Annotated in this window: 19 protein-coding genes, 1 pseudogene and 1 riboswitch; of the genes and pseudogenes, 17 read left to right on the top strand and 3 right to left on the bottom strand. The window is 41.2% G+C overall.

Going from position 1 to position 23282, the window contains the following annotated elements:
• The first annotated feature begins 34 nt into the window (after positions 1-34).
• From SRRS_RS19155 to SRRS_RS19140, 4 genes are read left to right on the top strand one after another with little or no spacing between them, the layout of a single operon-like run.
• Positions 35-187 (top strand): hypothetical protein, encoded by a 153-nt coding sequence (locus SRRS_RS19155; protein ID WP_371362772.1) that lies wholly within the window; start codon positions 35-37, stop codon positions 185-187.
• A gap of 13 nt (positions 188-200) precedes the next feature.
• Positions 201-1889, top strand: coding sequence for a methyl-accepting chemotaxis protein (locus tag SRRS_RS19150; protein WP_371362771.1), 1689 nt, complete (start codon positions 201-203; stop codon positions 1887-1889).
• A 16-nt stretch (positions 1890-1905) separates the two neighbouring features.
• Positions 1906-2814, top strand: coding sequence for a chemotaxis protein CheV (locus tag SRRS_RS19145; RefSeq protein WP_371362770.1), 909 nt, complete (start codon positions 1906-1908; stop codon positions 2812-2814).
• Between the two features lie 43 nt (positions 2815-2857).
• On the top strand, positions 2858-3169 hold the full coding sequence (locus tag SRRS_RS19140) for an STAS domain-containing protein (RefSeq protein ID WP_371362768.1): 312 nt from the start codon (positions 2858-2860) through the stop codon (positions 3167-3169).
• A gap of 156 nt (positions 3170-3325) precedes the next feature.
• On the opposite strand, the pseudogene SRRS_RS19135 reads toward SRRS_RS19140, so the two are convergent.
• The 3 genes and pseudogenes from SRRS_RS19135 to SRRS_RS19125 all read right to left on the bottom strand — a co-directional run.
• Positions 3326-4684 (bottom strand): annotated as a pseudogene (locus tag SRRS_RS19135) (IS1182 family transposase); the annotation flags it as partial.
• 192 nt (positions 4685-4876) lie between these two features.
• Positions 4877-6346, bottom strand: a complete 1470-nt coding sequence (locus SRRS_RS19130; protein ID WP_371362767.1) for a sigma-54-dependent transcriptional regulator — start codon at positions 6344-6346, stop codon at positions 4877-4879.
• Positions 6343-8964 (bottom strand): PAS domain S-box protein, encoded by a 2622-nt coding sequence (locus SRRS_RS19125; RefSeq protein WP_371362765.1) that lies wholly within the window; start codon positions 8962-8964, stop codon positions 6343-6345. Before SRRS_RS19125 ends, SRRS_RS19130 begins: the two co-directional genes overlap by 4 nt.
• A gap of 462 nt (positions 8965-9426) precedes the next feature.
• Between SRRS_RS19125 and SRRS_RS19120 the strand changes: the two genes are divergently transcribed.
• From SRRS_RS19120 to SRRS_RS19060, 13 genes are all read left to right on the top strand, one after another.
• On the top strand, positions 9427-9789 hold the full coding sequence (locus tag SRRS_RS19120; RefSeq protein ID WP_371362764.1) for a response regulator: 363 nt from the start codon (positions 9427-9429) through the stop codon (positions 9787-9789).
• 733 nt (positions 9790-10522) lie between these two features.
• Entirely contained in the window at positions 10523-11407 is an 885-nt protein-coding gene (locus SRRS_RS19115) for a LysR family transcriptional regulator (protein ID WP_371362763.1), read from the top strand.
• Between the two features lie 130 nt (positions 11408-11537).
• Positions 11538-12023 carry a DoxX family protein gene (locus SRRS_RS19110; protein ID WP_371362762.1) on the top strand — a complete coding sequence of 162 codons (486 nt, stop codon included), beginning with the start codon at positions 11538-11540 and terminating at the stop codon, positions 12021-12023.
• Between the two features lie 673 nt (positions 12024-12696).
• Positions 12697-14814, top strand: a complete 2118-nt coding sequence (locus tag SRRS_RS19105; RefSeq protein ID WP_371362760.1) for a transcription antiterminator — start codon at positions 12697-12699, stop codon at positions 14812-14814.
• An 86-nt stretch (positions 14815-14900) separates the two neighbouring features.
• Complete coding sequence (locus SRRS_RS19100; protein WP_371362758.1) at positions 14901-15173, top strand: HPr family phosphocarrier protein; 273 nt, start codon at positions 14901-14903, stop codon at positions 15171-15173.
• Between the two features lie 7 nt (positions 15174-15180).
• Positions 15181-16875 (top strand): phosphoenolpyruvate--protein phosphotransferase, encoded by a 1695-nt coding sequence (gene ptsP, locus SRRS_RS19095; RefSeq protein WP_371362757.1) that lies wholly within the window; start codon positions 15181-15183, stop codon positions 16873-16875.
• A gap of 48 nt (positions 16876-16923) precedes the next feature.
• Positions 16924-17541 carry a bifunctional 4-hydroxy-2-oxoglutarate aldolase/2-dehydro-3-deoxy-phosphogluconate aldolase gene (locus SRRS_RS19090; RefSeq protein ID WP_371362755.1) on the top strand — a complete coding sequence of 206 codons (618 nt, stop codon included), beginning with the start codon at positions 16924-16926 and terminating at the stop codon, positions 17539-17541.
• 21 nt (positions 17542-17562) lie between these two features.
• Positions 17563-18024, top strand: coding sequence for a PTS sugar transporter subunit IIA (locus SRRS_RS19085; protein ID WP_371362754.1), 462 nt, complete (start codon positions 17563-17565; stop codon positions 18022-18024).
• Between the two features lie 18 nt (positions 18025-18042).
• A complete protein-coding gene (locus SRRS_RS19080; RefSeq protein ID WP_371362753.1) occupies positions 18043-18327 on the top strand; it encodes a PTS sugar transporter subunit IIB in 285 nt (94 codons plus the stop codon).
• A gap of 22 nt (positions 18328-18349) precedes the next feature.
• On the top strand, positions 18350-19717 hold the full coding sequence (locus SRRS_RS19075) for a PTS transporter subunit IIC (protein ID WP_371362752.1): 1368 nt from the start codon (positions 18350-18352) through the stop codon (positions 19715-19717).
• A gap of 20 nt (positions 19718-19737) precedes the next feature.
• A complete protein-coding gene (locus tag SRRS_RS19070; RefSeq protein ID WP_371362751.1) occupies positions 19738-20019 on the top strand; it encodes a UxaA family hydrolase in 282 nt (93 codons plus the stop codon).
• Positions 20016-21197, top strand: a complete 1182-nt coding sequence (locus tag SRRS_RS19065; protein ID WP_371362750.1) for a UxaA family hydrolase — start codon at positions 20016-20018, stop codon at positions 21195-21197. Before SRRS_RS19070 ends, SRRS_RS19065 begins: the two co-directional genes overlap by 4 nt.
• Positions 21198-21481: 284 nt before the next feature.
• Positions 21482-21579: riboswitch (glycine riboswitch) on the top strand.
• A gap of 230 nt (positions 21580-21809) precedes the next feature.
• Positions 21810-23189: an amino acid permease gene (locus tag SRRS_RS19060; protein ID WP_371362749.1), complete on the top strand. Its 1380-nt coding sequence runs from the start codon at positions 21810-21812 to the stop codon at positions 23187-23189.
• The last annotated feature ends 93 nt before the right edge of the window (positions 23190-23282 follow it).

Genomic DNA, 23282 nt, shown 5'->3' with positions numbered 1-23282 from the left:
CGTTGAGAAAAACAATGTATTTGGAGGTATCGAGATGGAAGAGAGAAAGATGGAAGAGAGCGAAATGACGAACGAAGAAATTACCGAAATCCTTAAAGAATTACCAACGATTCTACAAGAAGTCTTTCGTGAACAAGAAGAGAATGGCTCAGTGGAAAAGGATAATAAAACTTCTAAGACAATATGAAAGGAAGGATGCTATGAAGTGGACGGTAGGTAAAAAAATAAGTGCCGGTTTTCTTTTGGTGCTGGTGTTAGTTATTCTCATGAGTGGGTATAGTTATTGGAAAATCGGTGTTATAACCGCTTCATACCAAGAGTTTAGCAAAGTAAACATTGAGAAAATTGAAATGGTTCAAGGGGCAGCTTCCGATATTGCCAATGAAGCAGTTGTTATGCGCCGTTACAATTTTGTGGGTGATCCAAACGATATTCCGATTTATAACAGTTATAAGGCCAAGGCAAGTGAACGACTGATGTGGCTTGAAAAAAATCTAACCAGCCAGAAGGCTAAAGAAAACCTCGATACTATGAGGAAGGAAAAGCTAGCTTACGAGGAAATTGCCGAAAAATCAATGGCAGCAAAGCAATCGGGACGGTTAGATGAGGTGGCTACATATATGTCAGAGGCAGGTAAGCCTTATAAAGCGACAATGAGAGCAGCTGAAGACCTGGTTTTAACAACTAAAGAATACGTAAAACAGGAACAGGAAAAGTATGCCGCAGAGGCTGAGTTTTCACGGCTTACACTCGTAATTGTAAATATCATTGTCATTATAATGTCGATTTTTGTATCGTACTATGTGTCACGCAGTATTTCCCGTCCTATTCGCCAAGTGGCTGAGTGCGCAAGCAAGATAGCAGCAGGTGACTTATCAATAAAAACACTTGAATATAAATCAGATGATGAAATTGGTCAACTTGCTCGGGCTTTTAATCAAATGCTAACGAATTTGCGAAGCGTCATCCACCAGGTTGCAGGGTCTGCGGAACTAGTAGCCGCATCCTCACAAGAACTTACTTCAAGTGCTGAACATTCTGCTCACTCCGTCATCCAAGTAGCTGCTAACATCGCAGAAGTAGCAGCAGGTGCAGAAAAATTGCGACAAAATATTGCAGATACAGCTAATAACGTAGAAAGAGTGACCGCTGGCATTCAGCAAGTTGCCGCGAATGCAAATAGTGTCACCGCCGTCAGCGATAAAACGGCAATTGCCGCCTCTAATGGTGGTCAAGCCGTAGAAGTAGCAATTCGACAAATGTCGACTATAGATAAAACGGTGGAAGAATCGGCTGCAGTAGTAGCCCAGCTTGGCGAACGCTCCGGTGAGATTGGCCAGATCGTTAATACCATTTCAAACATCGCAGGACAAACAAACTTATTAGCATTAAATGCGGCGATAGAGGCGGCACGGGCAGGTGAGCAGGGGAGAGGTTTCGCTGTAGTTGCAGAAGAAGTACGAAAACTGGCAGAGCAATCTCAAGAAGCGGCCAAAACAATTGCCACCCTCATCCAAGAGATACAGGCAGAAACAGAAAAGGCTGTCATGGCTATGAATAATGGAACCCGTGAAGTACGAATTGGAACCGATGTAGTGAATATTGCAGGTAAATCCCTCACCGAGATATCACAATTGGTCCAAGAAGTATCTAGTCAAGTAAAGGATATATCTGTAGCAATTCAAGATATGGCAACCGGCAGTCAACAAATTGTTGTAGCCATAAGGGATATTGATGGTGTTGGTCTTGAAACCAGCAGCAGAACTCAAACTGTTTCGGCTGCTACACAAGAGCAGTCTGCATCTATGCAACAAATTGCATCATCTAGCGAAGCTTTAGCTAGCATGGCCGGCGAGCTTCAAGAAGTTATTGCAAAGTTTAAACTATAAAATACCGAGGTGTGCTATGAACGACAACAAAGGCATTTTACTTGAGACCGGAACAAATGAGTTTGAAATTATTGAGTTTTCTATTGGTAATGTGGCCTATGGTATTAATGTTGCTAAAGTACGAGAGGTTATAAATATTGTTGAGACGACCACTATGCCCCAAGCTCATCCATTTGTGGATGGAATTTTTTCGTTACGGGGAAAAATTATGCCGCTCGTCAACCTGGCCCGAGCCTTAGACGTAGAAGAGTACTCAGACCAGTGCCGGGTTATTGTTAGCGAGTTAAATAATTATTTTGTAGGCTTTAAAGTAAACGATGTTTCAAGAATCCATCGTATTTCCTGGGCACAAATGGAACCGCCACCGCAAACCGGTAGTTCAGACACTGTTATTGGTATTATAAAGCTGGATAATAAAGTGATTCTTCTTTTAGATTTTGAAAAGATACTTGCGGAAATTAATCCTGAAATTAATCGTAAGCTTACTGAAATTCCCGTTTCAGCTACAGACATGGTTGATGCAAGAAGAAGGAGAAAAATCCTAGTTGCCGAAGACTCTAAAATGTTGCGTGATCTTCTTAATTCGACCCTACAAAAAGCAGGTTATATTGAAGTATTATGCAAGGAGAATGGACTGGAAGCGCTCAAATATCTTGAAGGTCAATACATAGGAACAAATAAGGACGGCGGTATTCCAATTGATCTTGTGATTACCGATATTGAAATGCCACAAATGGATGGACATCACCTTCTAAAGAGAATGAGAGATAATTCAAATCTGCAACATATCCCTGTCGTTATTTTTTCGTCCTTGATCAATGAAGAGATGCGTCGGAAAGGTGAGGTGTTAGGAGCTAATGCTCAGATTACAAAGCCTGAAATTGGTCAACTGATTAAAATTATTGATCAACTATTAACGAAATAAAGTCTTTTTAAGCAGCTAGTAAGGTCTTCGGGGGGTGGGTAATATGAATGGAAACTATGAACAAATAACAATAGATATTGGGTCTGAATGCCTTGCAGTTAACTCAGACGTTATAAAAGACAAGATACTTGATTGCTTTATTGAGCAGCAGCAAAAAGAGATTTGCTTTGATTTTACCAATACTAAGCATATGGATGCAGCCGGTCTTGGAGTGATTGCTTCTTTAATCTTTGAGGGGCGCCGTAAAAGGGTTACGTTTTCTATGAAGGGGGCAACGGGCTCTGTTCTTGATATGTTGACAGCCACTGGCTTAAGTCGTATATTGGACTTGAATACTGACACTGATCAAGGTTGAAAGAAGCCGACTCAAGCATTTGAGTCGGCCAGAGTGTAGACAAATCCCGCTTCAGGCCGGAAGGCCAACAAGCGGGATTTTGTTAATAGTTACGAGTTTCATAAATTTTGATAACATAGACGGAAAAGTTCTTGAAAAAGGCGGTAACATACCGCGCTTTTTTTTCCACATTGCTAACTTCTTTAAATTCATACACGCAAAAAGAAGCGTGAGGTAGTGTTGTACTTTCCTCAAGCCACGATAGCGAGTATAGCGCATTCCATGTCTTTCTTTCGCATCTGCGAAGACACGTTCAATGGTTTGGCTTCGGCGGCGATATAGGTCTTGGCCTTGGTGAGTATGACGGACATCCTCTGCATATTCAACGCAAGATTCCCAGATATGCCGGTTTACGACTTTTGTAAAGTTTTGGCTTTGGGTACATTGCATACGCAGTGAGCATTGGACACATATCTTGGGATTGCTTTTGTATTCCCGATAGCCTTCTCTATTTGTAGTGGAATATTTTAGCACTTGGTTATTGGGGCAGATATAGCAGTCATAGTATTCGTCATAAACATACTCGTATTTCTTAAAGTATCCTTCTTTAGTCATAGGGCGTTTGTAGGGCATAACCGGTATTTTATTTGCTTGCATAATTTCACGACATACTCCCGGCGTTTTGTAACCAGAATCGGCAACTACTGCTTTTATGTCATTAAATTTTTCAATGACATCTTGAAATACATCGGTAAACACCTGACTATCATGAACATTACCTGGGGCTGTTTTAACACCAAGAATAAAATTGTTGCGCTCACAGGCCACTGTGGCGGTGTAAGCAAAGCAACGCTCTTTTTCACCTTTATGGAACATACCACTTTCTGGGTCAGTTGTACTTTCTTTGACTTCCTTTTCTTCAATCATTGTTCCGTCAGAATCATTGTCGTTGTCATCGGTAAAAGGTTTCTTGCCATGTGATTCACGGTCAGCGTTAATTTCAATCATCAATTCACGCTTATATTTATGTACTCGATGCTGGGCCATCTTTTTAACATACTTGTTTTTATTGGCGTTGGCCTTAACATGACTAGCATCAAAAAATACAGCATCTGCTTTGATAAAACCACATTCTATGGCCTCAAATAACACTCTTTCAAAGATTTTTTCAAAGAGGTCACTTTCTTTAAACCGTCTTTCATAATTCTTCCCGAAGGTAGAAAAATGCGGTATCTTCTCCTGAAAGCCGTAGCCTAAGAACCAGCGGTAAGCAAGATTGACTTGAGCATCGCTAATTGTTTGACGCATAGATGTAATACCGTACAAAATCTGCAGTACTAGCAATTTTATCAGAACGACCGGATCGATACTGGGTCTGCCAGTAGTATCACTGTATAAATCTTTAACTTCATCATATATAAAATCGAATTTTATGCTTGCATCAACTAAGCGCAGTAAATGATCTTGTGGAACTAGCTCGCTTAGACAAACAAATTCGACTTGGTCGATTATCACTCTGTTTTTCTTCTTAAGCACGATTATCTCTCCCAATCTCTTATTATCTCTATTTTACTATATTTCACACCGGATTAGAAGAGGTTCTCAAATATAAAAAGGCTGCCGACTTTGTCGACAGCCTGGCCGACTCAAGCATTTGAGTCGGCTTCTCTATTTGTAATACGAAAAACAATTGGCGTATTTGCTATTAGACAGGGATGTATCAATAGTCTACTGTTCTTTCCGGTTGTCAATTTGATCTAGTTTATAAATTAAGGCTCGGCGTGAGACACCAAGATATTGGGCAGTTTGCGTTTTGTTATTATCGTGCATCTTAAGTGCTTGCAGAATGATACGCTCCGAAAAATGTTCTAGAGGAAATTCATTATGGGGCAAACGAAAGGATGTATCTGGTGTAAGCAGAATTACGTCCGGATCTGTTGTACTCTCCTGAGGATATTTGGTGATAGGAATTGTTCCTAAATGCATGGGTTTCAATGTGTCTTCATCATACATAACCACTGACCATTCGATGGCATTCTGCAGCTCTCGTATATTTCCCGGCCACTCATAGTCCAAGAGGATCTTTTGAGCATCCGGGCTTATGCTAGAAAATTTACGGTTTCTTTGTTTGGCAAAAGAATGTAAGAACATACTGGATAATGGAAGTATTTCTTCCTTACGCTGTCTAAGAGGAGGAAGTTGTATCGTTCCAACTTTCAAACGATAATATAGATCCTTTCGAAACGTTCCTAAACTAACTGCTGTTTCAAGATTTACGTTAGTTGCACATATTATACGAATATCTGTTTTTATCTTGTTGAGCCCGCCTACACGATAAAATTCTTTTTCTTGGATGACGCGTAAGAGCTTACCTTGTAGATCAAGGGGAATTTCCGCTACTTCATCTAAAAAAAGAGTACCGCCTTTAGCCAGATCCATTTTGCCCTTAGAGCCTTTGGCTAAACCGCCTGTAAATGAGCCGGCTTCATAACCAAAGAGTTCACTTTCAAATAAACTAGGTGTTATGGCCGCACAATTAATATCTATAAAGGGTAAATCACTAGGTTTGTCTCCATAATGAATTGCCTTAGCAATCAGTTCTTTACCTGTTCCTGTTTCTCCCTGAATCAAAACCGGAATGTCGCGTACCAAATGATACTTATACGCAACGCCAATTATCTCAGCCATACAGGGGGAAAAGATCCCCATCTGAATACCTAGATTTTTGGTTGCGATGGATTTCCATTGTAACAATTCTTCTCTAGTTTGCTCAGTTTCCGCATAAACAGCCTCGGAAAATTCTTTTGATAGACGTTTGTTTTCGCGTTTGAGTACTTGATGTTCACGTACACGCTCAATAATTGCCGCGAGTTCATCTATACGAATGGGTTTTAGCAGATAATCATAGGCACCGGCACGCAGCGCAGAAATAGCAGAATCCATGTCACCATGCCCGGTAAATAATACTACGTCAGTAAATTCTCCCTGTTGTTGTGCTTTAATTTCGGTTAGAAGGTCCAGTCCTGATTTTCCCGGCATCTGGATATCAGACAATACAATTGGATAATCTCCCTGAGAATAGGCTAAGAGAGCCTGTTCTGCCGATGAACAGTCCACAATGTGGTGACCTAGCCTAAAAAGAAAATTATGAACGGAATCCAAACTATCGATATCATCATCTACAAGCAGTATGTTCATAAAACTTTTCTCCCATCATTGAGAAGACTTTGGGTAGTCGGAAGGGTGAATTGGATGGTAGCTCCTCCCATATGATTCGGGCGTACGGATACTTTTCCACTAAAGGATAGTATAACAGACTTTACTATTGAAAGTCCTAAGCCCATCCCATTACTCTCTAGATTAGTAGTAAAGAAAGGCTCAAATACTTTTTCTTTTAGGGTGTCGGTAATGCCAGGACCATTATCAAGTACCTCTACAAATACACTATTTCCTTCATGCCATGCCTTTATTATAACGTGTTTGTCTGGTTTGTTAACAGTATCTAAGGCTGTCATAGCATTTGCCAAGAGATTAATGAATACTTCCTCCAGGGGTGTGATAGATCCCAAAATAGGCGGAAGGGTGGCGGGGATATCCAGCATTACTTTGATTCCATGAAGTTTCATTTGTTTTTCAATTAAACTTAAAGCTCCGCTTAATGGTTCCATCAAATTTATGGGTTGTAGGTTAGTAGTTTGACGTTGGCGGACAAAAGAACGAAGGTGCTGGATAATACTATCAATACGGTCTACTTGAGAAGAAATTCTCTTTAAGTCATTATAAATATCGGCTGGCGTTACAGAAATATTGGTATGTTGCATATACAGGAGGGTATCAGCTGTAACTTTTATAGCATTAAGAGGTTGATTGATCTCATGCGCGATACCCGCTGAAATTGTAGCCAGGGTAGAGAGTTTTTCAATATGCGCTAACTTATCCCGGGCTTCAGCAATTTTTTGTTCAGCTTGTTTTTGCTCAGTAATATCCCGGATAATTACCAGAACTTCTTCTTCTCCGCAAATGACTATACGACATTCACGTTGCCGGGTACTGTTATCTGCGGATATCTCATATTCATAGCTTTGCGTTTCCTTTGTATCGAAAGCCGCGTTCATATAATGCGAAAACTGTAAGGTTTGATCTTTACCCAGAAAGGAAAATATATTTGTACCGACAAGCTGTTCTGCTGAGAACTTTATTTTAAGTTCTTTTGCAGGAGGCTTGACTGAGAGACAAAGACCATCCCGGCGAATTCGAAGCATGAAATCGGGTATTGAATTTAACAGAGCCCGGTTGGTGCTTTCAATCCTTCGTAAATCTTCTTCTGTTTTTTTTCGTTCTTGAATTTCAAGTACCAATTCATCATTCAGTTCTGCCAACGCTTGCGTGCGCTCTTTTACCCGTTTTTCCAAGAGGTCATGCGATTGACGTAGGATTTCCTCGGCTTTTTTCCGTTCCGTTATATCAATTAGTGTTCCCATGACAATTAATTTGCTCTTTTGGAGGTAGGAACTGCCTATGGCCTCAATAAAAATGGTTGAACCATCGGCTTTTTGACCATGGAACTGATAGCGTATACTTGTCCTTCTATCTTTGTTTTTTGTGGTAATGCTTTGCAGCACTGTTTGTTCATCTTTAGGTATCACCAGGTCGAGAATACTTCGGCCTATAAGTTCTTCAGAATGATAGCCAAAGATATCGGAAAAACATTGGTTAGCGTATACAATGGTTTGACCACTAAGTACATAAACACCAACAAGAAAGTTTTCAACAAGTCCACGATATCTTTCTTCAGCCTCGTGGAGAGCTAGGTTGGCTTGATTAACATCATTCATAGTACTTTGCAGAGCTTCGGCCATTTGATTAAATGTAATACATAGTTCTTGCAGTTCGCGGGGGCTGTTACTGAAACCATTGGGAGAAATCATGTAATTTAAATGACCATCTTGTATTTTTTGTGCTCCGAAAGCTAATGCATCCAGTGGTATAAGTAGTCGTCGAGATAAAAAACGGTTAATCGGTATGGATAACAGAATAATGGTCGCGAAACCGACTACCATTAGATAAATTTGCTTATGAGCCGGTTCACTAATTTCGCTTTCGTCAATTTCCCCCATGAGAAGCCAGTGTCCGTGATTGATTTGACGATAGGATCCTAGCACTTTAACACCGCGAAAATCTGTATAAGAATCGGTTCCATTACCGGAATGAAGTCCGTTGTAAAAACCCTGGGAAGTAACAAGATGTTTCTCGTTCGAATCTTGAGAAAACCGTGTGCCTGATAACATGAGTCCATTGCGGCTTACTAAGTAGGTTTTACCGGAGTTACCGAATTGATATTTATCTAATAGACCAGTTATTCTATCAATTTTTACAGCTCCAACGATAACGCCGTGTATTTCGCCTGTAGCATTTCTGGCCGGGGACGAGAAAACAATGACATCATTACCACTGTTTTTTCCAATAAGAACGTCAGAGATATCGTTCTCACCCCTGAGTCCTGCCGCAAAATACTCCCGATCTGAAAAATCTATACCTGGTTGATACAGCATATCAAGCGTACTTATGCCACTGTTGTTGATGTAAATAATATCGTGAAAGTCTTTTTGGTTATCAATGAATGTACGAAAGGTATGGTTCATGTGCCGATAATCTGCTTCTTTTACTCCTCTTGTTTCGGCGAGAGATTTTATTTTGTCTGCGTTATCTTGAAGCCAATTTTCGATGGCTAACTGCTGAATGGACATGGTTTGCTCCAAATGGTTTAAGCTTGCTTCGTGGATTTGGCGGTATTCACTAGTAATATACAGAGCCATTACCAAGCAGCTAGTTGTTAGAACCAGTAAAAAGGCATGGGTTTGTAAATAAAATCTAATACTTAGCCGGGAAGTCCTATTTGATTTAGATGAAAAGTACATGCAGTGTAGTCTACTTTCTTTAAAATAGTAAGGTTATATTTCGTTTATATAGACTAATCTCCTTCTGATTTTGCATTTAATAGTGGAGAGAAAATTTCTCTATTTTCAAAAGAAAGTTGATTGATTGTTGCCAAAGACAGGGATTATATGTATTATTAAAAATGCAGAACAGTCTGTGTTTCTAGCTATCTATTATTGATGCCATTATATTAGTATAGATAAGCCTTGGGACAAGAGTTTTTCAATATTTTGGAATTGGAGATGTCATGTCAAGAAAAAATGTCTAATGCCTCTTTGTAGCAGCTGTTTAATCGAATTTTAAATTATTACATTCTAATCGACTAATGAGGTGGCGGGACTTTGTTCACATTGATAGTTGATCATTCAGAAAAGTTTCGGGAGACAATTAAGTCTTATCTTAATGAAATATGTATAGAACAGATTGATGAAGCCGAAACAGGAATAAGTGCAATTAATAGAATCAAAAGACTACCTAAAGTAAATAAGTATGATGCTATTATAATTGATGTGGATATGCCCCGAAAGGATGGCTTACATATCCTAAGAGATCTTACAATATTGTCTCCAAATTCAAAATTTATCGTATGTAGTTCGAATAGTGATATACGGACAGTAGTGATAGCTAGGGGATTCGGAGTGAATGAGTATATTGTAAAACCGTTTACTAGAGAAAGGTTCTTAAGGACGTTTTTAAGTGTATAGGCTTGATATGGTTACTATTGATAATGATTTCGTGTTATGCCGGTATAAACTGAGAAGGTCGCTCTGCAGAGAACATTTAACTAACGGGGATATGGGAATTTAAATTTGAAGCTATATAAAAATGTATGTTGTGCATTGACGTTAGAAAAGACCTGTCTGCGAAGAACGCCGATAGGTCTTTTCTGCATGTTGAAAGAGCTGTCGCAGCGGTAAGTCATGCCGATGTTTGCGATCTAAACATTTGGGTCTCAGATTTTGGACGGTTTTGGTCTTAGAGCAGGAAAACTTGCATACATCGACGATCTATTCAAAGGATTTCTTTTCATTGAATCCCATGCCGGAGACTCAAACTAGAAAGCCCTCTTTGGTTACGATTGGGGCCAGCAACATTTGTATGCCGTGAAACGCGGGGAAGGGGAGCAGCCGGAATTCGCCCATATTGATAAGGTAATGCGGGTGGAAGAAGAACCGCGGTATAAGAGAGTAGCTCAGTAGGCTTTTTCAAGGCTTTCTGAATATAGTTATGGCAAGGCTTCAGGGAATTCTGAGCCTTGCCGTTTTTATTAGGTATTTCCTTTGTAGTCAGTTGGTGTATTTTGGCTTAAAACATGTTAAAATAAATTATAATCAACAAATAATTAAGATTTCAAGAAAATGTTCATTGTTCTTTTCAAAATCATAGTTAACTCTCTAGCTATAATTAAAACTATTTGATGGACTATTTGGAGGAGATATGGAGTTTAGAAATTTTTTATATTTTGTTACGCTGGCGGAAGAATTGCACTTTGGTAATGCGGCAAAGAAACTTAATATGTCTCAACCGCCTCTAAGCCAACAAATACAAAAGTTTGAAGAAGAACTAGGTGCTAAGCTTTTTGAACGAAGCCACAAACAGGTAAAGCTAACTGTTGCTGGCAGGGCCTTGTTGCCCGAAGCAAAAAAAATTTTGAAACAAACCTCGAATGCCATAGATATTGTAAAAAAAGCATCCCGGGGAGAATATGGCGAGATTCGTATAAGCTATGGAGAGACAGCTAGTTTCCGCGGGTTGTCCAATATAATGAAAAAGTATCGTGAACAGTACCCGCTGGTTGAAATAGTTTTATCCGAGATGGCTACAGCTGAGCAAATCGCGGCGTTAAAGGATGGTAAAATTGATGTTGGATTTATCCATCCTCCCAAGCAATTTACAGATTTAGAGCACCAATACGTTTTAACAGACCCTTTGATTGCAGTCTTGCCGGAAAATCATCCGCTGGCAAGCTGTACGGAGATTCCTCTTACTGCTCTTAAAGATGAGGTTTTTGTAATTCCCCGCAAAGAATCAGGACCGTTGGTAGACTATATTATAGAAGCTTGTGAAGGCGAGGGGTTCTCACCGCGAATCGCCCGCCATGACGTTATGCGGCTAACGGTAAGTACATTAGTTGCTGGCGGGGCGGGAATCGCTGTTCTCCCTGAATCGAGCACGCAGGTGATTACCCCCGGCACTGTATGCGTAAAATTATTACAGGGAAATTTGGGAATTGAATTACATGCAGCTACTAGAAAGAACGATAATAATGCAGTGGTTTCAAATTTTTTAAGAGTAATTCGAGAAGTGAGGCAGGGAGACTAAAGTAGCTTTGCGATAACGCCGATATAATTTTTATATTAACTTATGTCGAAGAATGTATTGGACGGGCAGTTGAATGTGCTTTATAGTGATAGAGACTGCAATCTATAATACAAGGAAGAAGGATTTACTTATGAAGAATATCTTTATACTTTTTAATCAGCTCTTATCATCTCGGCGCGATTGTGGACTTCTTTTATTTAGATTAGGAATTGGCTGCATGTTTATGTGGCACGGTTTTCCAAAGGTGTTTGGCGGAGAACATAAGTGGCTTGAAGTGGGGCAGGCGATGGGGACGCTAGGGATACATTTTGCTCCTGCCTTTTGGGGATTGCTGGCAGGATCAACCGAATTTTTCGGAGGACTATTTTTTGCCCTTGGCCTATTTTATCGGCCGGTCGCATTTTTACTCATTGGCAATATGAGTGTTGCTTTTGCAAGTCAAATGTTAGAAGGGAAAGGGTTAATGAAAGCGGCTCAATCGATAGAAGACGGATTCAGTTTTCTCGGTGCTTTATTCCTTGGCCCAGGTAAATATAGTTTAGACTATTACTTTGGCTTTATTAGCTCAAATCATAAGTATCGTTCTCAATCAACAGAAGCTAACCTCCTAAATTGAATCACGTGTTATTGGTGATGAGTCAGGGGACGGTTCCTTGACTCATTTTTAGCGTGCTTAAAGAAATGGGACAGGGGACAGGTTCCGTATCCCGGCAGTTAAAATACAAAGCTATGTTCGACTATTGACCTGTTTTCTTGCAACCAGGAGGCTGTACAAGCCTTTGAAGCGCCGTCTCGGGCTGGTTTGGAAGTAGTTAAGCGATGTAACTTTTGATCTGCTGTTATCATGCCTTTATCTGCTTGCGGTTCTCTTATCAATGCTAAGAGGCGCAAAGTGGACTTTTAAATTTCTTTAGAAATAACAGGAACGGCTACTTGCCTAATAAAGGCAGGTAGCCGCTTTTGTTTAAGACTAGTTTGTAGTAAATAACATTGTCTGGTTTTTCTGTTAGTGAAATTATTTTGCGTAACGGTGTAATCATTTTACCTTCTAAAGTTAATTGTTGACAGCATTTGACATTACAATTGGATTACCAGTTTCGCTGGTTACGTCACCGTAAAATTTGGTAATCTTACGGTGAAAAAATACGGACAAAAACTGACTTGTTGAAATTTTTATAGTTAAATGAAATATCAAGCAATTTTGCCACAATAGTCCGGCAAGAGGTTGGACTTCTATAAAGAATGTCGGATCGTGTAAAATAAGGGTAGAAAAACGGAGGGAGGCCATCATGCTCAAGGAAAGATGTACCCAATTGCTTCTGCATTTAATAAAAGCCGACGACATGACTACAATTGCCGCTTTGGCCGAACTGCTTAATGTTAGCAAGCGGACGATCCGTTATGATTTGGATGCGGTGGATGATTTCCTCAAATCCCATGGTTTACCAGTGTTGTTGCGTAAGCAGCATGGTGGAGTAATGCTCTCCCAGAATGCTTCCTGTCGCAGTCAAACGCTGGAATTTTTGCATACTGCCAATGTCTATCACTATCCGTTTTCATCAAAGGAACGGGAAATCCTTGTCATCGGTCAGTTAATGCACAACCGTGATTATACAACAATTGATGACTTGGCTGCCAGGTTGTGGGTTAGCCGTAATACCATGATTAAAGATCTGCAGGAGGTAAAGGCGTGGTATCAGCGTAATGGGCTGGAATTGCGTTCGATGCCAAAGTATGGAATTAAAGTCATTGGTAATGAAAGAAATTTCAGGCGGGCCGCCATATGTTTTATCAAAGAGGGCATTGGTTTGGAAAAGGCACTGGAGATTCTTCAAAAACTTTCAAAGACCGGCCAAACGGGTCCTAGTATGTATGAATTCTGTCAGGAATGGTTTTATGACGTTAATTTTGCGACTATTCAGGCTTTTATTAGGGTAGTGGAAAAAGAACTGCATACCATGTTTTCCGACAGTGCGTTTATTGGACTCACGTTTACAATTGCTATCGCGGTTAGACGGATGCAGATGGGGCGGGATTTAGTATTGACTGCGGAAGAACTGCACGTCTTGCAGAATACTGCTGCATTTCACGTAATACGGGAAGTGACGGGACAGTTAGAGGATTATTTCAATATTACCGTTACGCTGGATGAGGTTGGTTATCTAACCGAGCATATTCTTGGCAGTAGTGTATTGTCGTCTGCCGTTCATGATAGCAACAACCGGATGGAACTTGATATGTTGGTGTGTAATCTGATTGCCGAGGTCAGCCGCAGTTTAAAGCAAGATCTGCTTGCCGACCGGCAGTTATATCGCGGTTTGATGAATGAGCTTAGACCGTGCATATACAGGCTAAAGTACGGGCTGGTATTTGATCAAAGCCAGTTAGAAGAATTACAAGGCAAGTACCAACAATTGTTTATGGTAGTACGCAATCATCTTAAACCGGTGGAAAGCTATGCGGGTGGCAAACTGACTGACGCGGAAGCCGCTCACTTGACCCTCCATTTCAGTGCGGCGCTAGAAAGAATTGCACCAGCGGACAAAATTTTGCCCAATGTGCTGGTGGTATGTGCCGCTGGGCTGGGTACGGCAAGTTTACTGGCAGCAAAGCTGCAATCCATTTTTGATGTCCACATTGTGGACATGGTTGCCTGTCATCAGGTGGGGCGGATATTGGCTGAAAAGCATATTGATCTCATTGTTTCTACGGTAGAATTGAAAGATATAATTGTTCCGGCGGTTACGGTAAGTCCGCTCCTTCCACCACAGGATGTGGTAGTGTTAAAGGATTATCTGGACATTGTCAAAGTTCCGAAAGCGCTGCTTGACAAGACGCTTGATATTGTCGGTCGCCATTGTGTCATTCGCAATTATGATCAGCTATATGCGGATTTATCAAAGCATTTCTATTCTGAGGAGGCAGTTTTGTCTTACAGCAGCCAGCCGGCTTTGTCCGATTTGTTGACTGGCGACAGGATAGAACTTGATGTTGAGGCGGCTGACTGGAAAGAAGCTATTAGGGCTGCAGGACAATTGCTGCTGAAAACCGGTTGTGTTGAAGATGCTTATATTCAAGCTATGATTACTGTTGTTACTGAACTCGGACCTTATATTGTGTTGTGGCCGGGTATTGCGCTGCCGCATGCTGGTACGGAGAGCGGAGTCCGTCAACTGGGAATTAGCCTTGTCAGGCTCAAACATCCGGTTTGCTTTGGACATCCGGAAAATGATCCGGTCAGAATGGTCATTGCGCTGGCTGCAGTTGACAGTTCTAGCCATGTCATGGCTTTGCTGGAACTTACAAGCATGCTGGGCAATACGGAAGCAGTACGAATACTGCTCAGCTTGCAGAACAGCCGGCAAGTTGAAGAATTTATTCGGAAGATGGACTTTTCAGAGTGCTAAAGATTAGCATAGCCTGAGTGGTATTGCAAAAAACAAGAAACAGGAAAGCGCAAATAAAGCTTTTTTAGAGAGGTGTGTGATGGACGATGATAAAAGTTGACGTAACATTAACCAATGCTTCAGGTTTGCATGCCCGTCCGGCGGCCCAGTTGGTACAAGCAGTTAACCAATACAAATGTTCAATTGTTAGAGTTGCCAAGGATGGTCGGGAAGTAGACGCCAAAAGCATGATTGGCATAATGAGTCTGGGGGCTAAGCAAGGTTCGGTATTAACCATCAGTGTTGACGGGCCTGAGGAAGTTGAAATTGTTCAACTGTTGACAGGATTGATTGAAAGTGGCTTTGGCGAAGGGGAGTGAAGAGACTATGTTAATAGGTATTGCAGCGTCTCCGGGAATTGCTATCGGTAAAGCACTTATTCTTACTGAAGCAGTTTTTGCCGGAGAAAAGAGCGAGGTGAACGGGGATCAGCAGCAAGCTTTTCAGGAGGCACTGGAGCAAAGTAAACAGGAGATAATACTTCTTCGGCAGCAGGTGAGCCAACAGACGGGAGAAGAAGCGGCCTCAGTTTTTGATGCACATCTGCTCATGTTAGAAGATACAAGCTATGTTGACCCCATTAGGGAGGCTATCGGGCAGGGGGCGGACGCCGTCAGTGCCGTACAGGCGACAATGCAACAACTGGTGGATTTATTCCGCAACATGGAAGATGAATATATGCGGGAACGGGCAGCGGACATTACTGATATCAGTCGACGGCTTATCCGCAATCTTACGGGTAGCACTGCGGTTGACTGGGGGGCTATTGCCGAACCGGTAATTGTTGTCGCCCATGACTTGACCCCGTCAGATACTGCCCAGCTTGATCCAAGTTTGGTACTTGGATTTGCCGCCGAATCAGGAGGAAGGACATCGCATAGCGCTATACTGGCAAGAACGCTGGGTATTCCGGCAGTCGTGGGAACAAAAGCATTGCTATCTAAAATAAAAGACGGTCAGCTCGTCATTGTGGACGGTGATACAGGCAATATTGTTATTGACCCCGATGCAGACACTGTCATGCAGTTTAGGCAGAAAGCCGCAGCAGCTGCTCAGGTCCGGGCTGAGCTGGCATTATTGAAAGATCAGGCGGCCGTTACCATTGACGGCTGTTGTGTGGAATTGGCTGCGAACATCGGCGGCCCGAGGGATATTGCACCGGCTTTAGCCAATGGTGCGGAAGCGATAGGATTGTATCGCACGGAATTTCTATTTATGGACCATGAGGCTGCGCCCACCGAAGAAGAACAGTATCAAGCCTACAAGGCGGCGCTGGAAGGGATGCAAGGCCGGGCGGTGGTGATTAGAACGCTGGATGTTGGCGGTGATAAGCAAATTGCCTACCTGGATATGCCTAAAGAGGATAATCCGTTTTTAGGCTGGCGGGCGGTGCGTATGTGCCTGGATCGGCCAGAATTGTTTAAGGTGCAATTGCGTGCTTTGTGGCGGGCCGGTTGTCATGGAAATCTTAAAGTGATGTTTCCGATGGTGAGTAATCTGGCGGAAGTAAAGCAAGCAAAACATTTGCTTTTTCAGGCTAGAGAGGAATTGCTGGCCGAGGACAGGCCGGTTGCAAGGAAGCTGCAGATAGGGATAATGATAGAACTTCCTGCGGCTGCACTGATTGTTGACCAACTGGCTTCTGAAGTGGACTTCTTTAGTATTGGCAGTAATGATTTAATTCAATATACTGTCGGCGTGGACCGGATGAATGAAAATATTGCCCATTTGTACCAGCCCTTACATCCCGGTGTTTTACGTTTGATTGCGATGGTCATTGATGCTGCGCACCGACAGGATAAGTCGGTGGGAATGTGCGGTGAAATGGCGGGTGATTTGACTTGTATTCCGCTGCTGTTAGGGTTGGGGTTGGATGAATTCAGTATGAGCGCTGGAAGTATTCCGCAGGCCAAAAAATTGATTCAAAGTCTTTCAGCAACAGAATGCAGCAAAGTGGCGGCAAAATGTCTAGCAGCAGGAGAAGCCGATGAAGTAAGGAAGCAATTGGCGGTTTTGGCCTAATTTGGTTTATTTCCTACAACTTGGGATTATTGAGAGGGGAGTGTACTATTGGAAATTAAGAATTTTTCAGCAGTAACCGTAATTTTAAGAGGTTACCGTTATGAAATTGTTAGAAACATTTGTTTCGTTGCCCGAGAAACAGCGCATATAAAAAATCTGGAGATTACGATGAATACCCCCGGAGCTATTGATATTATTTCTAAAATTAGCGGGGAATTCAGAGAATGTTTAAACATAGGTGCTGGTACCGTTACTTCGCTTAGCCAAGCTGTACAAGCCATTGAAGCAGGTGCAGAATTTTTATTATCACCGACGGTGATGGAAAAAAATATTGTCGATTATGCCAGGGATCGAAACGTACTGACCGTTTCCGGTGCTCTTTCTCCTACCGAAGTGTTTGCGGCCTGCCAAAACAAATGTGATATTATTAAGATTTTTCCTGTTTCTGCTGTCAGTGACACGTACTTTAGTGATTTAAAAGGACCTCTTAATGACTTTCCTATTATGGCAGTTGGTGGAGTAAACAAGTCCAATGCCGGTGAATATTTTGCCAGAGGCGCCAGATATATAGGATTGGGCGGACTCTTTTCCAAAGATATTTTGGAAGAAAATAATTTAACAAAAATGCGAAAAAATTGTGAGGAATTCGAAAAAATGGTTTTTTAAAGAACAGGAGAGTTGAAGAAAATGGATGAGTTTATTGACCTAGACACAATCTTTATTAATCTAGAAACAACAGATAAAAAAGCTTTATTGGAGAAACTTGGGACTACGCTGTGCGATAAAGGCTATGTCAACGAGGCATATACGCAAGCGGTTATTTTAAGAGAGGAAAAGTTTCCTACCGGTTTAAATGTTCAGGGAAAAGTTAAAGTAGCGATACCGCACGCAGACAGCGGGCTTGTAAATCGTCCACAGATTGTATTTGCTAGCTTAAAAGAACCCATATACTTCAATAGTATGGAAAATTCCGAAGAACAAATTGGTGTGCAACTGGTATTTATGCTGGCCGTAAAAGACCCTGATAAGCATGTTGCCGTATTGCAAAAGCTGATGGAGATGTTTGGGGATAAAGAGGTATTAAACCAGCTGGTATCTTGCTCTTCTAAAGAAGAAGCCAAAGCGATATTAAATGAAAAAATTAACTAATTGGAAGGATGACTAATTATGAAGAAAATTTTAGTCGTATGCGGAACAGGTACTGCAACATCAACCGTAGCAAACAGGATGATCTCGGAGTATCTAAATGCAAAAGGGATTAAAGTATCCGTTACTCAGGCCAAAGTTACAGAAATTGCTGCTTACGCCGGAGAAATAGATCTTCTTGTACTCATGGCGACCGGGGCTGCAGTGCCAAGCAATATCAACGTTCCGGTAATCAAGGGATTGTCGTTTCTAACAGGAATTGGAAAAGAAGAAGTGTTAAAAGAAATTGAAGAAATTGTAAAATAATAAAAAAGTAGGAGGTATAACCATGCAAGAGGTAGCTGGTTTTTTTCAAAATGTTATGTCTCTGGGTTCCTATATTGTATTGCCGATACTAATATTTATTATTGCATTGATTTTAGGAACAAAAATTGATAAGGCTTTCCGGTCTGCTATTTTAATCGGGATTGCGTTAATCGGGATTAATTTAATGACAAAATTCTTAGGCGATAATCTGGGACCGGCAGTAAAGCAAATGTCCCAGAATGCCGGACTAAATCTAGATATTTTAGATGTGGGTTGGGGAGCCGTAGCAGGCGCTATCTGGTCCACTCCTATGGGCGTAGTTGGTATACCTCTTATCCTGGTGTTTAATATTGCATTAATCATATTTAAGCTGACCAAAACGTTGGATATTGATATCTGGAATTATCATCATATCGTAACGGCCGGAGTTCTGACCTATACAGCTACCGATAGTGTTGTTCTGGGATTCCTTGGAATGTTGCTTATGGCGTTTGTTATTTTTCGGCTTGCCGATTGGTCTGCGCCGATAATTCAAAAGTTTTACCATTTACCTGGTATTTCCTTGCCAACCAATTCTGCTTTAGCGCCTTTGATTATTGCAGTTCCAATGAATTATTTTTTGGATAAGATCCCCTTTGTGAGAAAATCAAAACTTAGTTTTGACTCACTGCAAAAATATCTGGGTGTCTTTGGAGAGCCGGCAATCATGGCCATTGTTATTGGATTAGGCATTGGACTTGTCGCCAAGTATTCCGTTAAGAATACGCTTACTTTAGCGATGAATTTGGCAGCGGTTATGGTGATATTGCCCAAGGTGATATCTATTTTGATGGACGGATTATCTGCGATTCAAGCGTCAAGCAAAGAATTTTTAGAAAAGCATATGAAGGGCAGAGAAGTCTTTTTGGGCCTGGATGCGGCAGTGGCCATTGGACATCCATCGGTATTGACGGTTTCTTTAATTCTTATTCCTTTGGCAATTCTCATTGCAGCTATTTTACCGGGAAATCGCATGATGCCGTTTGCTGATTTGACGGCAATTACGTTTCGAATGATTTTGGTTGTTGCGCTTGTACGCGGGCATGTATTAAAAACACTGCTTATTGGGATAGTCATTATTGCGCAAATTTTAATTTGCGGAACCATAACTTCGCCATTGATTACCAAAGTATATTTGTCATTAGGAAATACTTTACCGAATGGTATAGCTGGGATTGCCTCTTTTTCGGCAGGATCGCTATTTACCGGGTTCAGCGTAATTCAACTGCTTTCATTCTCTATTACCGGTCTTGCTATTTCCGGAGTAATGTGGCTGTTATTTTTCCTTTTACAAAAACAAGAACAGGCTAAGGCGATTAAGCTGGCAGAAGCAGCAAGTGATGCGGAATAAAGGTGAAAGAGGTGAAAATAATGACCAAAAGGGCATTATTAATGCGTGAGAACGATGACGTAGCGACTGTATTGGACTACATTTGTACTGGAGATTCTGTTCAGATCCTCATGGATGGAAAGTCGCATAATGAAATTAAAGTCATTGATGAGATTGATTGTTACCATAAAATTGCCGTCAGGAAAATTAAGAAAGGAGAAGAAGTTTTTAAGTATGGCGAGATCATTGGAAGGGCGACACAAGATATCAGCATAGGTGAGCATGTGCATATAAATAATCTGGAAAGTGTGATGGTAGTATGACAAAAATCAAAGGCTTTGTTCGTCCAGATGGAAAAGTCGGCATTAGAAACAAAGTTTTAATACTTTCAACCGTAGGGTGTGCAAATGGAACTGTTCAGCGAATCTCAGCTCAAGTTGATGATACTGTGGCTATTCCGAATGTTAAAGGGTGCGGTCAGATTGGCAAAGGAATAGAAATCATGAAAAAAGCGTTGTTGAATCTGACGATGAATCCTAATGTTTATGGAACTATTCTGGTTGGCTTAGGCTGCGAAACGACAAAACCGTATGAGCTTGCTGAAGAAATAAGAAGGATCAATCCTAAGCCGCTGGAAGTTATCACCATCCAGGATCAGGGAGGAACCTTAAAGGCAATTGAAAAGGGGATAAAATTAGCAAGAACAATGGCCGAAGAAATGTCAAAACTGGAAAGAACGGAGGTGGAGTTATCCAGTGTTGTTCTAGCTACCAATTGTGGCGGCTCAGATGCGACATCAGGCTTGGCAGCTAATCCGACATTAGGTAAGTGCAGTGATCAATTGATTGCTCAGGGCGGTACTGTAATGTTAGGTGAGACTACGGAACTGATTGGGACAGAACATATTTTGGGAAGAAGAGCAAAAAATGAGAAAGTGAAAGCCAATATTTATAAAATTATTGAAGATTTGGAAGAGCAGTTTAAGGCGACAGGAATTGATGTAAGAGGCGCAAATCCAACGCCTGGAAATATGAAGGGCGGTTTGAGCACTTTAGAGGAAAAAGCGCTGGGCGGCATTAGCAAAGGCGGATCTACGTCCATCAATGAAGTTGTTGAGTATGCATCGATTCCCCGGGAAAAAGGGTTAGTTATCATGGATACTCCGGGGTATGACATAGAATCTGTTTCAGGTATGGTAGCAGGAGGAGCTCAAGTTTGTGTATTTACAACAGGGAGAGGAACGCCTATTGGAAATGCATTAGTTCCCGTTATTAAAATTACAGGAAATAAAAATACCTATGAAAGTATGGAAGATAACATCGATATGGACACATCCGGCGTCATTGAAGGGACCAGGACATTGAACGAGCTTGGTAATGAACTCTATGAAATGTTGCTGGAAGTTTGCAATGGGAAAAAAACAAAGGCGGAGTTATATGGGTTTGGTGATTTTGCAATCTACCATAATCAAGAAATTTGGTGCAACTGTGAATTGGATTAGGTCAAAAAAACAGGTCAACAATCGATACTCCACTATTTACCATGGTTCCGTTTTTAAAGAGGGAGGGTATTCATTATGGTGACGCTGTATATACCTGTCCTTTATCCTTTCAGAAGGTACATACAGAAGATATAAATATATATTTTCGTTGACATTTATAAAAATCGATGGTAGAGTATGTAAATGTACTACTAACTTAATACCGAACTTCGTGTGAAGATAATGGGAGAGAGATTTTATAATCCGCCGAAGATGTTATGCTTTCAGGCAAAAGGACCGTTATTGGACGAAACTCTGGAGAGCCTCAATTAGAGCACCGAAGGAGCAAGCTGATTTATTTAAAATCAGTGAATCTCTCAGGTAAAAGGACAGAGCAGATTAGCTGTTTATTTTTGAGGCCAAATTTTACAATTTGGCCTCTTTATGTATTTTAGAGGCCAGATTTTATTATTTGGCCTCTTTCTGCTTTTTTGAGGACGGTATTCACTAATTTTTGGGGGGAGTCGGTCAATTCAATAATAATTCATATCCCAATAACCAAATAGTAAGTGTGGAAAATTGGGATTGCAGTAACAGAGCTAAAATCAGTGACATTAGAAAGGCGGAATACATATGTCGGAAAACCAAAGCTTATCGAGAGGGCTGAAAAATCGTCATGTTCAATTGCTTGCCATTGGTGGTGCAATTGGTACCGGATTATTTCTAGGTTCAGGCCGGTCCATTCACTTGGCAGGCCCCTCTATTTTATTTGCCTATATGATAACAGGAGTCATTTGTTTTTTTGTTATGCGTGCCCTTGGGGAATTATTGCTTTCTAATTTAAACTACCATTCTTTTGTCGACTTTGTGCGTGAGTATCTGGGAAACGGAGCCGCATTTATTACCGGATGGACCTACTGGTTTTGCTGGATTTCACTTGCCATGGCTGACGTAACGGCTGCCGGTCTTTATATACAGTACTGGTTTCCCAATATAGCGCAATGGGTTCCCAGTCTTATCATTCTTGTGATTTTACTGATCATGAATCTTACCGCCGTGAAGTTGTTTGGTGAAATGGAATTCTGGTTTGCCTTAATTAAAGTGGTGGCAATTCTGGCACTGATTGTAATTGGTACATTTATGATTATTAAAGGGTTTTCCACAGATGCCGGGGCATCCAGCTTTACGAACCTTTGGAGCCATGGCGGCTGGATTCCCAATGGTTTAAGCGGCCTTATCCTTTCCTTCCAAATGGTTGTATTTGCGTTTACGGGAATCGAATTAGTTGGTTTAACCGCCGGTGAAACTGAAGATCCGGAACGCGTTATTCCCAAGGCGATCAACAATATTCCAATCAGAATTATTATTTTCTATGTCGGCGCACTTCTCATCATTATGAGCATATATCCCTGGACTTCCATTAGTCCGGATAGGAGCCCGTTTGTCCAGGTGTTTTCTGCCGTGGGAATTGCCGCCGCTGCAACTATTGTGAATTTTGTTGTCCTAACGTCAGCCGCATCTGCTTGTAACAGCGGGATCTTCAGTACAAGCCGCATGGTTTACTCTCTGGCGAAAGAAAATAATGCCCCTGAGTCAATGAAAAAATTAACTTCCAATCAAGTACCAGCGAATGCGACACTGTTCTCGGCCATTGTTGTCTTGATTGCGGTTATCATGCAATATATTATGCCGGAGGGAGTATTTGTACTCATTACGAGTATATCAACGTTCTGCTTTATCTTTATTTGGGCAATTATAACTGTCTGCCATCTAAAATATCGCAAAACGAATCCCGAACTTGCTGCTAAGAACAAATTCAAAATGCCGCTATATCCAATCATTAACTATGTAATTTTAGCATTTTTTGCTTTTGTTTTAGTTACATTGGCACTCAATGAGGAAACTCGTGTAGCCCTGTTTGTAACACCTGTATGGTTTATAATGCTTGGGGTGATTTACAAGATTTTAAAATCGAGAACGAAAGAGGAAGAGTCCGAAACCAGTTTAGCATAAGGTGTTGTGAAAAAGGGCATGTGAGAGGAAGCATAAAAATGGTCATTTAGCCATTTTTATGCTTCCTTTAAATTTTTCGGAATGCGGATGGAA

This window comes from Sporomusa rhizae (assembly GCF_041428845.1).
Classification (GTDB): Bacteria; Bacillota; Negativicutes; order Sporomusales; family Sporomusaceae; genus Sporomusa; species Sporomusa rhizae.
Note: the sequence above shows the minus strand (reverse complement) of the source record. Positions and strands in the feature narration are given on the sequence as shown.

Excerpts from the sequence above, each read along its gene's own strand:
- SRRS_RS19155 (WP_371362772.1), top strand. The coding sequence starts at position 35 with ATGGAAGAGAGAAAGATGGAAGAGAGCGAAATGACGAACGAAGAAATT.
- SRRS_RS19150 (WP_371362771.1), top strand. The coding sequence starts at position 201 with ATGAAGTGGACGGTAGGTAAAAAAATAAGTGCCGGTTTTCTTTTGGTG.
- SRRS_RS19145 (WP_371362770.1), top strand. The coding sequence starts at position 1,906 with ATGAACGACAACAAAGGCATTTTACTTGAGACCGGAACAAATGAGTTT.
- SRRS_RS19140 (WP_371362768.1), top strand. The coding sequence starts at position 2,858 with ATGAATGGAAACTATGAACAAATAACAATAGATATTGGGTCTGAATGC.
- SRRS_RS19130 (WP_371362767.1), bottom strand. The coding sequence starts at position 6,346 with ATGAACATACTGCTTGTAGATGATGATATCGATAGTTTGGATTCCGTT.
- SRRS_RS19125 (WP_371362765.1), bottom strand. The coding sequence starts at position 8,964 with ATGGCTCTGTATATTACTAGTGAATACCGCCAAATCCACGAAGCAAGC.
- SRRS_RS19115 (WP_371362763.1), top strand. The coding sequence starts at position 10,523 with ATGGAGTTTAGAAATTTTTTATATTTTGTTACGCTGGCGGAAGAATTG.
- SRRS_RS19110 (WP_371362762.1), top strand. The coding sequence starts at position 11,538 with ATGAAGAATATCTTTATACTTTTTAATCAGCTCTTATCATCTCGGCGC.
- SRRS_RS19105 (WP_371362760.1), top strand. The coding sequence starts at position 12,697 with ATGCTCAAGGAAAGATGTACCCAATTGCTTCTGCATTTAATAAAAGCC.
- SRRS_RS19100 (WP_371362758.1), top strand. The coding sequence starts at position 14,901 with ATGATAAAAGTTGACGTAACATTAACCAATGCTTCAGGTTTGCATGCC.
- ptsP (WP_371362757.1), top strand. The coding sequence starts at position 15,181 with ATGTTAATAGGTATTGCAGCGTCTCCGGGAATTGCTATCGGTAAAGCA.
- SRRS_RS19085 (WP_371362754.1), top strand. The coding sequence starts at position 17,563 with ATGGATGAGTTTATTGACCTAGACACAATCTTTATTAATCTAGAAACA.
- SRRS_RS19080 (WP_371362753.1), top strand. The coding sequence starts at position 18,043 with ATGAAGAAAATTTTAGTCGTATGCGGAACAGGTACTGCAACATCAACC.
- SRRS_RS19075 (WP_371362752.1), top strand. The coding sequence starts at position 18,350 with ATGCAAGAGGTAGCTGGTTTTTTTCAAAATGTTATGTCTCTGGGTTCC.
- SRRS_RS19070 (WP_371362751.1), top strand. The coding sequence starts at position 19,738 with ATGACCAAAAGGGCATTATTAATGCGTGAGAACGATGACGTAGCGACT.
- SRRS_RS19065 (WP_371362750.1), top strand. The coding sequence starts at position 20,016 with ATGACAAAAATCAAAGGCTTTGTTCGTCCAGATGGAAAAGTCGGCATT.
- SRRS_RS19060 (WP_371362749.1), top strand. The coding sequence starts at position 21,810 with ATGTCGGAAAACCAAAGCTTATCGAGAGGGCTGAAAAATCGTCATGTT.